Raw genomic sequence first — 14048 nt, 5'->3', positions numbered from 1 at the left:
GATGATGAAGGTCCGCTCAGACCCGCCATCGGCTAGTTCCATTTCATTCCCCCTGCCCCGCCATAAACTCGGCCAGCACAGGACTTGCCGCGCACTTTGCGGAGCTGAGCAGCTCCGATCCCGCAAGCGAGGCCCTTGAGAGCCGCACGAGCCCACCGGTTTCCTCGATGCGGTAGCAGCGGCGTTTTTGCCGCCCCCGCCTGTAGTGCGTCGCGGTGACGATCTGGCAGGTGCTGCCATCGGTGAGCGTGACCGGTGCTGCGAGCTTGATCTTGTCGCCCTCCTCGTAGTCCGGGATCGCAGCCCAATCCCGGCAGCGCTGACGCCAGGCATGGGCGTAGCTGCCTTCATCTTTCAGGTTGGAGAGAAGCTCGATCAGCCCAAGGGGAGCACGAGATTCGTTCGGGCCAGCGCTTTCCTCCATGTCCTTGTAGCCCCAGCAGCCGTCATCGTATCGTGTGAGGAAGACAGCCCCGAAAGTGATGGAGCCATCCGCATCGGTCACATAGGTCGTGTCTTCGACGTGGGTGCCGTCGAGATTGGTGACCCTTGCCGCCGCATACCAGGTGGAGCCGACCTTGCATGCCTTGACCAGTTCGGTTTTGCGCGTGTCGCCCTCGAAAGTGCAGAGCCGGTCAATCTCCGCTTTCTCATCCGCGTAGGTCTGGACGCGGCGGTCGGTGTAGAAGAGCCATCCCATCAGGCCGCCCTCCGATCATCGAGTTCCATCAGCGCATCGAGCGGCACGCGGTAGGACTGCATCGCGTCGAAATCCTCGCAATTGCCGCAGTTCTGCACGATCGCGAAGGTGTCGCAGGCATCCTTGAGGATGACCCGGAAGGTGCCGCCAAGACCTGAAGGCACCTCGTAGGTCCCGCCGATGAGATAGTCCGAGGCCCGGCGCACGAAGACACGGATGCTGTGGCCATCGGTGGCGAGCCGGATCGCCCCCCGCCCCCGGTCGATGAGCACCTGCACATCGTCGAGGATGTCGGTGTAGAACTGGCCGGTCAGATCGCGAAACGCCATGCGGCGCTGCGCCATCCAGTCGGTGTCCCGAAACGGGTTCATGCCGTCGGCGAAGGCGAAGGAGGGATCGGCCTGTTCGGTGGTGACGATACGGGTGGTCGTGCCATCGATGCCGTTTGAGCGCAGATGCACACCATTGCCGACGATCAGGATCAGGGCGGGCCTGTCCACGGGCCCGTTCCAGTTGGGCAGGAAGGTTTTGCAGGCGCGCGCATGGGCGATCTGTGCCGCAACAGCGGACGCAGAGAACTTGAGAATAGCCATGGGGATGTCTTTCGGTTGGGTGTGGGAGGGTCGACCCGCGCGGGGAATGCCTCGCGCGGGTCGCGTGAGGACTCAGGCCGCTTGCGCGACCTCGCTGTCAGGCTCGGGGGTTTCCGCAGCGGGCTCCGCCTCATCACAGGCGACACCGGCGGTCTGCATCATGGGCGGGCACCAGGCGGCCACGGCAGCGCGCTGCGCGTCCGTCAGTGTGGCGAAGGGCTCGGCGAAGAGCTTGTCGCAGAAGGCGACGATCTCCTTCTTGCTCGATGACGCGAGCGTCACCGCCTCCTGGGCGAGACCCAGATCGTCGCCGAGGATCTTCAGCAGCCAGGCCTTCTTGAAGCGGTTGAAGAGGGCCGCATTCGGCGTCCAGTGGGCGCGGATATCGGGCATGATCTCGATCTCGAACGCATGCATCAGGCTATCGCGCGATCGGTCCCGCGCGAAGCAGGACTGCGTGGTGCTGGCGGTGGCATAGGCCACGAGCTTGGCCTTCTCGCCGGCCTTCAGCGCGCGAAACGCCGCGAACTGATCGGCGGGCGCACGGGTGTCATCGAGCCACGAGAGATCAAGCGCCTCATGCGCCGCCGCCACCTGCTCGAGCGAGGTCTCGTCGATCTCGTCCATCTTGGCGTGGCTGCGGTATTCCTTGCGGGCATCGATCTTGATCGCCTGCGTGACACTCATACCGCTGGCCAGAACGTCACTGACCAGCTTGAAGAGCGTCAGATCGAGCGTGGCCTCCGGATGCAGCGCCATCGCGGTGCCGAGGGCCATGGCTCGCTCGGTCTTGAGATCCTCGGCCAGTGAGGCCGGATAAGTGATTTCGCCGGCGTCCGGGGCTTCTTCCCCGGTCGGGCCAGCCGAGGAACCGCGCGCGCCCTCCTCTTTGACGGTGTCTTCCGGGCGGACGAGGCCAACATGGAGGGTCACCTGCCCGCCCGACCAGGACGCGATCACCCCAGACCGCGCGAGGTCCTCGGCGCTGTAGGCTTCCTGCAGATCGCGCGCTTCCTCTTCCAAGGCGTCCACACGTTCGTAGAGGGCATTGTAGGCGTCCTCCTCGAGCCCTTCATCCTCCATTTCGAGCTGCAGTTTCTCGAGCTCGGCGGTGATGTCCTCAATGCGCTTCTGGGCAGCCTCGTCGGGCTCGATCGGGCCCGGATAGACGCGGCCATAGTCGGCCATGGTCGCGTAATCATAGCGCACCATCGCATCGGCCCAGGCAAAGCCCAGCCTCATACGGGCCTCTTCGGCAGCGGCACCGAGCTTCTCGAGCAGGATGGTCTCGACCAGAGCCGCATCCTCAAGCACGGAATGCTCTTCCAGAAGGTCAGCCGCAACAGCACCGCCGCGTTCCTCGTAGTCCGCGCGCACGAAAGCCCCGATATCATCGCTGACCTGCACACCGCGGGATTTGAGTGCCTGACGGACGGTGTAGGCCTGCAGATAGCCGCCGTCTTTCGTGAGCGCCTCGAAAACCTCGCGCTGCGCCTCCTGGCTTGGGTGCTCGGCGAAGGCCTTCATCGTGTCGAGCGTGATCACCTTGCCCCGAGCCGCGGCGCGGATGTCGGGGTGGATAAGGCCATAGCGCAACCGGCCTTTCACGGCGGCCACCGTGGTGCCGAAGGTCTTTGCGATCGTCTCGGGCGTCTGGCCGTCGACCTCCATCATCCGCGCGAAAGCCTCGAACTCGTCGATGGCATTCATCGGCGCCTGGGTGATGTTCTCGGCGAGCGACAAGGCCGTGGTGACGTCGCAGTCCTCGGGCACGAAGCGGCAGTCGACCTTGGTTTTCGCGGTGAACCCCTTTTCGACCTTTTCCGCGACCAGATCTTTCAGCGCGGCATGGCGTCGGCCACCGGCGAGGACAGCGTATTTGCCGTCGAGCTTCTGGACCAAGAGCGGCTGCAGGAGACCCAGAACGGCGATGCTGGCCTTCAGATGGGCGATGTTCTCAGGGTCATAGGTTTCCGGAGAGTTGCTGCGCACATTTGCGGGATGCGGGACCAGATCGCCGATGGCGACGGTGAGAGGGGTAAAGCTTGTGGTCATGGGATGTCCTTTTCGATGGTTATGGTGCGATCCGCGCAGCTATCCGCGCGACCAACCCCCGGCTCCGGGGATCAAAACGACAAAAGGCCCACTCTCCCTTTGAGGGGTCAGCGGGCCTTCCGTGTCGGTTGTGTGGGTATTGAGGCTGCCCCTGCGCTTCTGTAATGGGGCTGTTGAAGTCAAGGTCCTTGAACGCATGCAGATTTGGCGCGATCCAGATTCCTCAGGCTCGTCGGATTGATACACTTGCACGGTTCAAAAACGGCGACGCCATGACGCCTCAACCGTTTGATTTTTGGTCTTCAGTGGCAGCCTTGTTGCCTGACTTGCCAAGGTGTGTTCCGTCGCCAGGATAATGCTTCCGTCCGTGGTCGGCGCAGAAGCCGCCACACTATACTGGTCCAAGTGCAATTCCCGCGTGCCCATCTACCAGACGTGCTCAATCAAAGATTCGGCACTGGGCACGGGCCGGCATCGTCGGGAACCGCGTCCCGGCGAGGGACCTCGGTGAGCCGGGTCATCAGGCGCGGCTAATTCCTTTCTCGAATCTGGGTGACAGCGCGGGCACGGACGCCTACGCCATTCCGGCCGTGTCTATCGGCTGTTTAGTGAAACGGAATTCTGTCCCGTCCCGCCACATCCGGTGCAATACGACCCCAATGCGGCGCGCAAGACCAACAGTCGCGCGCTTCTTGCCCCTTCGCTGCGCCACCCGAAGAGCCCATGCCGTCAGCCAGCTCGGTCGGCCGCGGTGCAACATGATCGTCGCCGCCTGATATAGCGCCGTGCGTAGGATCTGATCACCCGCCCGAGTTATCTGACCAGTTATGTCGCGCTCCCCGGATTGATCGCGCCTCGGGGTCAACCCGACCCATGGACCAACATCCTTCGAGGAACGGAAGCGACCCGGATCATCGATGGCGGATTTGACCGTAAGCGCTACGACCGCGCCGACACCGGGCATGGTCATCATCAGGCGGCAGACCGGATCGGATTTGGCGTGATCCCGTGTGAGTTTCTCCAATGCGGCCAACTCGTTTCGCAAGGCAGTACGCGCCTTCAGGATCGGGTCCGCGGCAGCCATCAGCATTGAATTGCCATCGGTCAACTCGCGGACGCGAAAATCGAAGTTTCCCCTCAAAACCTTACCGATCTTCAAGCCAAAATTGCGCAAGACCCCACGTACTGACAGCTCGAGGTTGATGCACGCCTGCTGGATCGATTTCCGCGCTGTCAGGACCGCCCGCATCTCCTGGGCCGATACCGATTTGCAATGAACTGGGCGAAACCAGCCCATCTGCAATAGCCGCGCAATACCAAGGGCGTCGCGACGGTCCGTCTTGATCGGCATGGCCTTCAGAGCGCCTTTCACCTGCCGCGTTTCCATCAACACGGCCTCAAACTGCGCCTCCGTCAGGTGCCTGTGCAGCCATTGTGACAGCGGGCCAGCCTCCAGACCTATGACAGCGATGTCGCTGCACAGGCTGCGCAAAAACGCAACCAGCGCCTCCGGCTCGCTAGCCACTGTCTCTTCCTTCACTACTTTGCCATGCGAATTCAGAACGCAAATCGCCGTACTTGCCAGCGAGACGTCCAAACCGATAAACAGATTCATGTCGTTGTCCTTCCATTCTGTGCTCAGAATTGGGGCGCGCCTCTCGGCAAGACCCCGTAGGCACACATCACGTGCCAAGGGCAACGACACCTCACCTCTACAGTTACAACAAGCGAAACAGTGGAGATGGGGGCCAAGCCCCATTACGGTATCTACCAGTCGCGCGCCATCATGATGGTTAGCACGCGCATGGTGGTTTCCGGGTTGTCCGGGGTCTCAGCCCCGTAGCGGAAGTCCGAACCCGCCTCATAGAGATCAATTTTCCAGAACACGGTTTCGCCCCGGATCTCGACCGCCCCGAAATCGTGCCAACCTTCCGGATCATTCTCGGGCTCGAATGTGGCAAACTCACCTGTCGCCTTCACCGCCTCGGCCATGAAGCCGTCACCGGCCTCCATGAGCGAGCGGGTGACATGCATCCGGCCCTGGATGGGCTGCGCGGGCGGCACCCCAAGGCACGCGAGCTTGCGAAACGCGTCGTTCTGCACCGCGATCACGGTCGGATCCGGACGGTCTGGCTGGGGTTGAACATTCATGGACATGGGGATCTCCTTTGAGAGGTTTGAAACACCCTTCTCAAAGCCCGCTTTTCTTTTCCGCTTGGCGGATGAATCGAGGCCGAAGGCGCTCTACCCGAACAACCCTTTGGGTCTGTAATTCGGGTTGGGGATGGTTTCGATCCAGCCGCCTTGTTCTTTGATGCTCTCGAGCGCTGCCGAGAGCGGATAAGCGCCCTCGGCAGCGCTCCACCAATAGGCACCGCGCTTGAAGGTGATGATCTTGCGGCGGCCGTCGTTGAAGCAGGCCACCCGCAGCGTTTTGGGTTCCTTACGTGACATGGGTGTCTCCGTTCTCCGTGCGGTCAGGCGGCCTCGGCACTGCGACCTGCCCTGCCCACCTCCGATCTGGCGATCAGATAATCACAGGCGCGCTGCGCATCGGCGGCGTGCCGGAAGATCGCGCCTTTGTCAGACCGAAGGACGCGCAACCAGTTGTGGAGGTAGGCGGCGTTCATCTCGAGCGTATGCGCCGTGAAGCCGAGCGTCTGACCCAGGAACACCGAGGTCAATTCCGCGACGATCTCCTCGCGCGCATAGGACGTGTTGCCAAACTTCGAGAACCCGAAATCACGGTTCAGTCGATGGGGGGCTTTCGTGGCATGGGCCAGCTCATGGGCCCAGACCCCGTAGAAATTGCGCGGTTCCTGGAACCGCGTGATGGACGGCATGTAGACCTTGTCCACGGGCGGCAAATAGTACGCTTCCGTGCCCGTGAAGACGGTCGTGATGTCGATGGCATCGAAAAACGCCTGCATATGCGGGATGGGCTCGGACGGCGGATGCTCGGGCGCGGGCTCCGGATCGGGGAAGAAGCTGTCGGGCAAGCCCTCGATCTGGCAGGCATTGAACACGCGGTAGGATTTCTGGAAGCGGAAGATACGGGCTTCCTCGGAGTGATCATTCCCGTCGCTGCGGTCATGCTCATCGCCGGCGTCTTTCCGGCTTTGACCGTAATAAACGACGATAGAGGACTTCTCGCCCTTGCGGACCTTTGCGTCCAACGCATTGGCTTGCGGCAGCGTCATCCAGAAGGGAGAGCTGTGGCCCGCCATCACGGTCCGCATGGTCAGCAGGAAGTTGTTCACCCCCTGGTAGGGTTCACCGCCCACGCGCAGGGGGCTAGAGCTGCCACCTGCGGTCCAGGGCTTGCGCCACGGCAGGACGCCGCGCTCGATGATGCGGATGATTTCGTTTGTGATGACCTCGGAGGCATCGAATTTGGGCGTGCGGGATCGGGCCATGGCTGGCGTCCTTTCGAGTTTTGGTGAGAGGGAGTGGTGACTAGGTTGACCGACAGGGCCGCGGATCGTTGGTGATGCTCGCGCCGAGCTGTTCGACCATGTCGATGTAGGTGGTCAGCGACACGGACCTGCCGGGACCCGAAGGTTCAGAGTCGTCCGATCCGTCCCGCGTCACCCGCGGCAGGTTCGCGAAGGCAATCACATCGGTGACGGGTCGGATATCGATAAACGGGGTCCCTCGTGCGACCGCAAGAGTGGCCAAGGGAAAGCGCTCGATTGGCGCGAAGGTTGAAACGGTGGTCCAACCGAGATGGATGAATGTCCCACCCTCTCCGCAGATCACATGCGCGTTAGGCAACAGCGCCGCCTGCTTCAGATAACCGAGATCACTTAGGACGGTCTCGCGCTCGCGCCGTTGTGCCTGCCCCGTCTGGCCGGTTCGGCGTAGTTCCTTGTGTCGCCACCACGAGGCAGCGGTCGCGCGCAATACGCGCAAGACACCTGTTTGCATGAGAATGCCCTTCATCAGGAACGGCAGACCGGAATCCGGCTCGGACCCATCCGAGGGACCCCAAAGGCCCTCATCCGTCAGTCACAAAACCCGAAGGACACTTTCACTCTTTAGGGATCTGATGCCGGAGATTGTTAAATGCGAAGCTCATGAGAACGCAGGATCCTGCACTTTCCGGCATCAGACCCCAATGAGGAACAGGATCAGGCCCGGACACCCTCTTTCGGGCATCCTCAGGCCTGACCTCCCCCGGCCCTCCTCTTCCTCTCAAACCCCATGATTTCCGCAGGTGGCTTGATTTTGTTCCTGTTATGTTCTATTTTAAGAACCACGCTAAGAAGGGAGATCCCCGATGGAAAGCACCACTTACGCCCTGCCCGCGACGCCCAAGCAGATCGCCTATGCGCTCGCGCTGGCCTTGCGCAACCAGACGCTTTTGCCGTGGGAGGTTCAGCAAGATCGGCGATCCTTGAGTGCCTGGATCGACGCACAAGCCAAACTGAACCTGGGCGCGCAGGACAGCCGCCCGACATCGAAGCAGGTCGCCTTTGCCGAGCGCCTCGCCCGCATCAAGCGCCGCGCCGTGCCGGACGAATGCTTCCGCGACAAGGAGCTGATGTCAAAATGGATCGATGGGAATAAATGAAGCTGGGTAGCCCCTGCGGTGATTGAGACTACTTCAGCCGATCAACAATCGATGCCCCGCCCGACCTGGCAAGCGCGATCAGGCTGGACTGGATTTTGGATGTGAAGACGGAACTGAACGTACCGATGGGCGTGCGGTCCTCCCAGACATAGGACCGCTCCAGAATATCGGTGTTGATCTCGTCCAGCATGACCCATTTGCGGACATGGGTCTCCAACCCCACACGCTGCGACTCGATCTGTGGCACCTCGATGCACTTGCGCGAGGGCAAGGGCGGTTGCGTCGTGATCGGCAGGATGAACACCACGGTCTCGCTATCGGACTTGGCGACAGTGACGGCGATACAGACAGGCCGTGTCTTGCGGCCCTCGGTCTCGCCCGCCATCTGCTCGCGGTTCCACAGGAACGGATAGCGGAAAACCTCTCCAGCACTCGGCTTAGTCATCAGCCTGCGTCAAGTCCCGCTCGAGCCCTTCTATCATCAGCGCCTTGAGATCCTCGGGCATCTCGTCAACCATATGAGCCTGTTGTGTGGCCCCCCGGGTGAGGTGCTGGTACTGGTCCATGCTCATCAGCACGAATTTCGGCTTGCGATGTTTGGTGATCGCAATCGGCGACCGAATGGCCGCGTCGAACAGGTCACTTGTGTGCCGCGTCAGGTCGGCCGCCTTGAACTCGGGAAGCTCATTCATGATCAGGGTCTCCATTTGTCCAGAATATACATACATTCTGGATATTCTGCAAGAGATGGGTTGAGCCCTTCCATGTGTCATCCGAACCGCCGCACGGTCTCAGTGTAGGTGTACTCATAGGCGGTGTTGCCGTCTTCAATGGACTCGTCCGAGGTCAGGTGGTCGTAGCCGCGAGAGACTGCCAACCCGCCGTAGCGGTCAAACATGACGAAGGCCCCTGCCCGCCCGATGTCTGTCAGATTGAAGGCTATCGGCCGGATCTCGATCGTTTGGATCTCTGCTTCCAACATGCCAAGCTGCGTATCGATCTCCGGGGGCTCTCATCTTGTCTAGCGTACTCTTTTTCCAAGGCCTGATACTCGGAGAGTAGTTTGGTATGGGTCGCTTCTTCATCCGTGACCAGCCAATCGAGCAGCATTGTGCCACCCTCAGCGTTATAAGCATTAACACAGACAAAGACGGCGGTAAGTTTGGCCACCTGGGCCGAGGCGTCTGTGAACATCTAGCAAACCTGGAATGGCTTCTTGTTCCATGATAAGTTGATCACATCCCAGACCTGCACCTGACGCGGGTGATCTGGGTTAACCTTCAAACCACCATTCTTCTTCTTGATGATCGTATGGTTTGAAGTGTGCCGCATCTGTCTCTTGATCTTCGATGGCTAAGCAGACTCACCAGCCGGTCGAGTTTATGTGGCAAGAGCATCAGTTTCCTTGCCTCATCATAGCGTCGAGGTAGGCGTTGTTGTTTTTCACTTGTCCTGTGCTGGCTCTGAAAATCAATTCGTCGAGTGCAATAAGGAGCTGCCCTGGACCTCGTTCTTTAAGGTGTTTCATGATCCTGCCTTGTTCTATTCTTAGCAATTTTCCGACATCGGCCAATATTTCGAGAACTGATTGATGATCTCTTGGTTCATGTGGGAAGAAGTCCGATACGTTTTTCAGGTCCGTCCAAGCCATAATTGTTGGATCTCGGCGTTCCTGAAAACCAGCGGTGCTGTGCGCATCTGCACTATCCTTTTTTATATTCAATCTTGTGAGTTCTACGTGCCGGACATTTTGTCCGTCGTCGCCGGACATTTGGTCGGGCATTGTTTCCTGAGCATCATGGTTTCCGGCCGGAAACTCTCTGATGGTCGCTCCGACCAACTCTGCCAGCCTCTTGATAAGCTCTATGATTTCGTCGGCTTTGAGAGTTGCACGGCGTAGGATGTTCCGTACGTTCTGGAGAAATGAGACAGTCTCGACATCCTTTGCTTGGCGCAAAGCCTCGACACGAAGAGCCAGTGCCTCCGCTTTGAGTGACCGCAGCTTTTCCTGATCGCCCACAAGCTGTTCTGCGTGTTCGGTGAGCTCTCTTTCCCGATCATACATTGGCTGCAGATCGAAGCCAAAGGCATCTCTGATCAATCCACCGTAGCGAAGAGGGAACCGTTTGCGGGTTGCGCTATCTCTGCGCTGAATCAGCCCGGCATCCACGAGGTGTCCGATACACCGTCGAATCGTTCTCTCGTTCAGGCCGTTCGTTCTCTCAGACAATGATGCGTTTGAGGGAAAGACGATAGTCATTGGAGCTGTTTGTCCGGCCTTCTTCGGCATGAAGCTGATCAAGGCCTGCAGTGTTACCAGGTCATTTGGTGTCAGACCGAGTTCTTTGCGAAGCGCTCGGATCGGCTCGATGACCCTGTACGGGTTCGTACCGGGTACAGAAGATCGTTCCGCCAAGGCGGGTGTGTGAGAAAATACCTGTCTCATGATGATGTCGGCTGAAAAAGCTTCCCCGTTCACCGCGAACGGTGTTGAAAACGATTCGGCTTCGGGGTATCAATCAGGTGTCTAAGCTAATCGAGGCCCTTCGGAAGCACTGCTTTCGGGGGGTCTTTCCTTTTCTGGCCTGTCCTCCTTTCTGCTCAGTTTTCGTTATCGTCTATGTCAGGACCATCAAGATCCTGATCCCTGCCGGAGACTGGGTTACCTATGGGTTCCATTTTCTCTGGGGTAATGATCTGCCCTGGACCAGCGGCCTTCGCGTTCGCCAACGCGAGAAGAGCGGCCTCTGGATTCTCAGAGATCCACTTATGAAGCCCGTCATCTCCGTTCTTGACGGTGATGATCACGTTTCTTTTGGTGACCTTCACCATCCCGAGTTTTGTCTTGATTGCCGATGGGGCAGGGGGCTTGTGCTGTTTCAGGAGCCCTTCGAAGATCGCAAAGCGTTCGTCGGAGGTCTTGCCTGAACCTCTGGATTCCATGAGAGCATCATGGAATTCTCGGTTTCCGGCCGGAAACCCGTCATCTCCAGAGAAGCCAAGGCTCTCATAAGACTTTGCGGCAGCATACCAACGATCCCGTCCAACCCCTGGTGCCGCCCCGATCTTTTGGATGAGTTCAGTCGGAATACAGGAAGTGACTTGTTTCATGCGAGCAAGTCCCGTGAGCTTGTCACCGGCTTTCCTGGCTTTCTGATCGATGTTGAGGGCGTCACAGACCAGTCCCTCATCCTTGCCGGACTCTATGAGAGAACGTGCAAACAGGGCTTTCTCGATCCAGCTGAGGTCTTTTCGGAAGCTGTTCTCTTGGCCTTGTGCAAGAATCGCTTGATCCTCATCCAAGCCTCTGATGAGAGCCTTTGCGGGCTTGCCAATAAGTCGAAGGGCCGCTAATCGTCTGCGCCCATAGATGATCCTGTACCGCCCCCCTTCGGGGCTCAGTAGTATCGGGATAAGCTGTCCCTGCTTGTCAATGCTTTCAGCCAGTTCCCTGATGTCATCTTCGTCATCCAGGGCCAGACGATCCTGGAACTCGGAATCATCAATAAGGTCGGTACTGATTTCTTGAATTGAAGATTGTGCCGCATCCTGAAGAGAACGGGCCATTCCCGAAAGGGCAGGGGCTCGTGACTGGGTTCGAGTCGGAGAAATCGACGAGCTCTGCTGCTTTTCTTCATCCTCGGGAATGTCGAATGTGACTTTGCGGGCCATTACTTACGCCCCCATGCCGTTTTGATGAGCCCTTCGACTTCCGCCACAACCCCGTTGATGGACTCGATAGCCCGATCGTACGTCTGGCGATGAAAATCCGTTCTGGCGATCTCGAACAGTGTCTGTTGCGTGAGCCCAGCGTCAGAGACTGCGGAGGATTTCAGGAAAGGCTGAGTAAGAACGTCATCCGTGAACATGGTCCGCAGGAATGCCGCCATCTGGGTTTGGGGGCCGTCATTGGGCTCGAAACGAGTGATTAGAAATCTCATGAAGTCCCAGTCGGGCGACGCGCCCACATCAGCAATTGTTGCCATGAGGCTGGATGTGAGCTGCAGGAATTGGGCCATCGAGGCGACGTCAAGCATGCTTGGAATGACAGTGACGACTAGGGATGTCGACGCTACCAAAGCCGATAGTGTGGTAAACCCGAGTTGCGGTGGGCAGTCGATGACGACAATGTCGTAGTCTGTCTCGACTTCATTAATGCAAAGGGCAAGCCGCTGATAGAACGGCGGCCTGATATTGTTTCGAAGGGCGTGTGCGGTTTCGGTCTCGAACTCAGAGAGCAACAAGCCGGCCGCGGCTAGATCGAGGTTGTGGAAATACGTTTTGCGCACAACGTCTCTAAATGGGATAGGGTCCTCGTACCGAAGAGCATCGTACACCGTTCCGGCCTCAGGAAAGTCGATTTCCGGCCGGAAACCGAACATGGTGGTCATTGAGGCTTGTGGGTCGAGATCGATTGCCAGAACTCGATAACCATCAAGGGCAAGCTTTTGGGCCAGATGGATCGCCGTTGTCGTCTTCCCAGCGCCCCCTTTGAAGTTGGCGATCGAAATGATCTGGATATGCTCCCCATCCCGACGACGAGGAACGATATGCTGGAACTTGGTGCTTGACCGGGCTATTTCGTGGCGCGCTATATCGATTTGCTCTGCAGTGTAGAACCTGCGGCCGCGGGCGTCTGTCTCGATATCACCGAGATCGAGCTTGTCCTCGAAAAACATCTTCCGCAAAAAATCTTGGCTTACACCGAGGATCTGGGCAACTTCCGTGGATGAGAAGCGTCTGAGAGCCTTTCGTTCATCAGGTAGAAACGACTTGCGCATATTCACATCAAGCGATTTGCTTAGACGTGTCGCCATCGTTTGGATCTTTTGATCCATTCTGATCCGCTGCTCGTTCATGCCCGTCCCGCCGCCCGTCTTCCGGGTCTATCTTGAGAAGGAACGCAAAACCGCCGGAAACTGATGGTTAGCGTTCTTCCGCAAAAATGTCAGGAAAGCGTTTGACAGGCAAGGATTTTTTCAAATGGTGGGCCGGTATCCCGTGAAATCAATTATTTACAATGACTTATCTTATTTCGCGGATCCAGCGCGTCAAGTGCTTGTGTCGCTGCCATCTCTTAAACGCAAGATGTACCCGATTCACATAGGCGGTTTTGCTTCCAAAGAACGAATCTGAGTCTCTTAAATCATTCCCAGACTCTCGGCTCGCTCCAACAGCATCTTGACCGATGAGGGCTGCCATCTCGTTCGGCCACGGGGCGTGCGTTCGCGCATAGATTCCAGCCGTTCACAGATCGCTTGAAGCGTGATGTCAGGATCTGCGCCCTTGATGCCAGCAATAATGGCGGGCAGGCGATCGTCCGTTTCGCGGCGCCCGGCGCGGGCCAGCGCCTCGGTAGGCAGGAAGCCGTCGCGGACATAGGCCTTCACAGCGCGCAGCAGACGGCTTTGGGTCCAGCGACGCGCCTCGGGCAAGGGGCCGTTGATGATGCGCAGCACGTCCTCCCAAGCCAAGCCGGGTCGCAACCGGCGCACGTGGGGCACCCAATCTTGTGCCGTCTCGTTCAAACGCTCCATGTAGCCGTCCTGTCGCGCCAGCCGCACTTTGCGAAGAGCAGCAGGGTCTTTGGCACGCAACCCAGGGTTCCCGCCCACGCGGCCCTTTGTGCGCGCGCTGGCGAGGCCGGCCTTGGTGCGTTCCCGGATCAGGGCGCGCTCGAACTCGGCCGCAGCGCCCAAGACCTGCAGCGTGAACTTGCCTTGCGGGGATCCGGTGTCGATCGGGTCCTGAATGGAACGAAAGAATGCGCCCTTGGCCTCCAGCCGCTCGATCACCTCCAGCAGATGCGACAGGGATCGCGCGAGGCGGTCAATCCGCACGACCAGCAGCGTGTCGCCCTTGCCGATGCGCTCCAGCACCCGCGCAAGCACCGGCCGCGCACGATTGCCGCCCGAGGCCTGTTCCTCATGGATCTCGGCGCAGCCTGCGGATTTCAGGGCCTGCGACTGGGGCAGGGGGGTCTGATCCTCGGTTGAGACGCGCGCATAGCCAATCAGGGGCATCAAAACAGGCCGTTTGTCGCGTTTAACTCCCGATTTCAATTGAAGCGGTAAGCTGTAAGCCAGGCGCAGAAATTTCACCTAAGCGTTTCACGGGAACAGTGGGT

The 14048-nt window shown here is 59.0% G+C and carries 16 protein-coding genes; 1 reads left to right on the top strand and 15 read right to left on the bottom strand.

What is annotated here, in order from left to right:
• Nucleotides 1–43: 43 nt before the first annotated feature.
• From BUC08_RS22865 to BUC08_RS22830, 8 genes are all read right to left on the bottom strand, one after another.
• Complete coding sequence (locus tag BUC08_RS22865; RefSeq protein ID WP_037930850.1) at nucleotides 44–700, bottom strand: DUF6927 domain-containing protein; 657 nt, start codon at nucleotides 698–700, stop codon at nucleotides 44–46.
• On the bottom strand, nucleotides 700–1293 hold the full coding sequence (locus tag BUC08_RS22860; RefSeq protein ID WP_037930853.1) for a hypothetical protein: 594 nt from the start codon (nucleotides 1291–1293) through the stop codon (nucleotides 700–702). The genes BUC08_RS22865 and BUC08_RS22860 overlap by 1 nt, the downstream gene beginning before the upstream one ends.
• A 72-nt stretch (nucleotides 1294–1365) precedes the next feature.
• Nucleotides 1366–3348, bottom strand: coding sequence for a ParB/RepB/Spo0J family partition protein (locus BUC08_RS22855; RefSeq protein WP_037930856.1), 1983 nt, complete (start codon nucleotides 3346–3348; stop codon nucleotides 1366–1368).
• A gap of 574 nt (nucleotides 3349–3922) precedes the next feature.
• Nucleotides 3923–4963, bottom strand: a complete 1041-nt coding sequence (locus BUC08_RS22850) for an IS110 family RNA-guided transposase (RefSeq protein WP_037930859.1) — start codon at nucleotides 4961–4963, stop codon at nucleotides 3923–3925.
• 152 nt (nucleotides 4964–5115) lie between these two features.
• Complete coding sequence (locus tag BUC08_RS22845; protein ID WP_037930861.1) at nucleotides 5116–5505, bottom strand: DUF3768 domain-containing protein; 390 nt, start codon at nucleotides 5503–5505, stop codon at nucleotides 5116–5118.
• An 87-nt stretch (nucleotides 5506–5592) separates the two neighbouring features.
• Nucleotides 5593–5802, bottom strand: a complete 210-nt coding sequence (locus tag BUC08_RS22840; protein ID WP_005617043.1) for a DUF6330 family protein — start codon at nucleotides 5800–5802, stop codon at nucleotides 5593–5595.
• A gap of 23 nt (nucleotides 5803–5825) precedes the next feature.
• A complete protein-coding gene (locus BUC08_RS22835; protein WP_037930864.1) occupies nucleotides 5826–6764 on the bottom strand; it encodes an ArdC family protein in 939 nt (312 codons plus the stop codon).
• Between the two features lie 40 nt (nucleotides 6765–6804).
• Complete coding sequence (locus BUC08_RS22830; RefSeq protein ID WP_037930867.1) at nucleotides 6805–7290, bottom strand: hypothetical protein; 486 nt, start codon at nucleotides 7288–7290, stop codon at nucleotides 6805–6807.
• A 337-nt stretch (nucleotides 7291–7627) separates the two neighbouring features.
• On the opposite strand from BUC08_RS22830, the gene BUC08_RS22825 reads away from it, so the two are divergent.
• Entirely contained in the window at nucleotides 7628–7921 is a 294-nt protein-coding gene (locus tag BUC08_RS22825) for a hypothetical protein (RefSeq protein WP_037930870.1), read from the top strand.
• 28 nt (nucleotides 7922–7949) lie between these two features.
• Here the strand turns inward: BUC08_RS22825 and BUC08_RS22820 are convergent, their stop codons facing one another.
• The 7 genes from BUC08_RS22820 to BUC08_RS22790 all read right to left on the bottom strand — a co-directional run bounded on the left by BUC08_RS22820 (nucleotide 7950) and on the right by BUC08_RS22790 (nucleotide 13944).
• Nucleotides 7950–8366, bottom strand: coding sequence for a hypothetical protein (locus BUC08_RS22820; protein ID WP_224769631.1), 417 nt, complete (start codon nucleotides 8364–8366; stop codon nucleotides 7950–7952).
• Nucleotides 8359–8613, bottom strand: a complete 255-nt coding sequence (locus BUC08_RS22815; protein WP_224769632.1) for a type II toxin-antitoxin system prevent-host-death family antitoxin — start codon at nucleotides 8611–8613, stop codon at nucleotides 8359–8361. Before BUC08_RS22815 ends, BUC08_RS22820 begins: the two co-directional genes overlap by 8 nt.
• A gap of 77 nt (nucleotides 8614–8690) precedes the next feature.
• Nucleotides 8691–8903: a hypothetical protein gene (locus BUC08_RS22810; protein ID WP_037930876.1), complete on the bottom strand. Its 213-nt coding sequence runs from the start codon at nucleotides 8901–8903 to the stop codon at nucleotides 8691–8693.
• 414 nt (nucleotides 8904–9317) lie between these two features.
• Nucleotides 9318–10367: a helix-turn-helix domain-containing protein gene (locus tag BUC08_RS22805; protein WP_037930908.1), complete on the bottom strand. Its 1050-nt coding sequence runs from the start codon at nucleotides 10365–10367 to the stop codon at nucleotides 9318–9320.
• Between the two features lie 155 nt (nucleotides 10368–10522).
• Entirely contained in the window at nucleotides 10523–11593 is a 1071-nt protein-coding gene (gene repB / locus BUC08_RS22800) for a plasmid partitioning protein RepB (RefSeq protein ID WP_037930879.1), read from the bottom strand.
• The gene (repA, locus tag BUC08_RS22795; protein ID WP_037930882.1) at nucleotides 11593–12780 is read right to left on the bottom strand and encodes a plasmid partitioning protein RepA; all 1188 of its coding nucleotides are present in this window, start codon (nucleotides 12778–12780) and stop codon (nucleotides 11593–11595) included. Before repA ends, repB begins: the two co-directional genes overlap by 1 nt.
• 282 nt (nucleotides 12781–13062) lie before the next feature.
• The gene (locus tag BUC08_RS22790; RefSeq protein ID WP_037930884.1) at nucleotides 13063–13944 is read right to left on the bottom strand and encodes a recombinase family protein; all 882 of its coding nucleotides are present in this window, start codon (nucleotides 13942–13944) and stop codon (nucleotides 13063–13065) included.
• Between the last annotated feature and the right edge of the window lie 104 nt (nucleotides 13945–14048).

It is taken from the genome of Pseudosulfitobacter pseudonitzschiae, from assembly GCF_900129395.1.
GTDB lineage: Bacteria > Pseudomonadota > Alphaproteobacteria > Rhodobacterales > Rhodobacteraceae > Pseudosulfitobacter > Pseudosulfitobacter pseudonitzschiae.
Note: the sequence above shows the minus strand (reverse complement) of the source record. Positions and strands in the feature narration are given on the sequence as shown.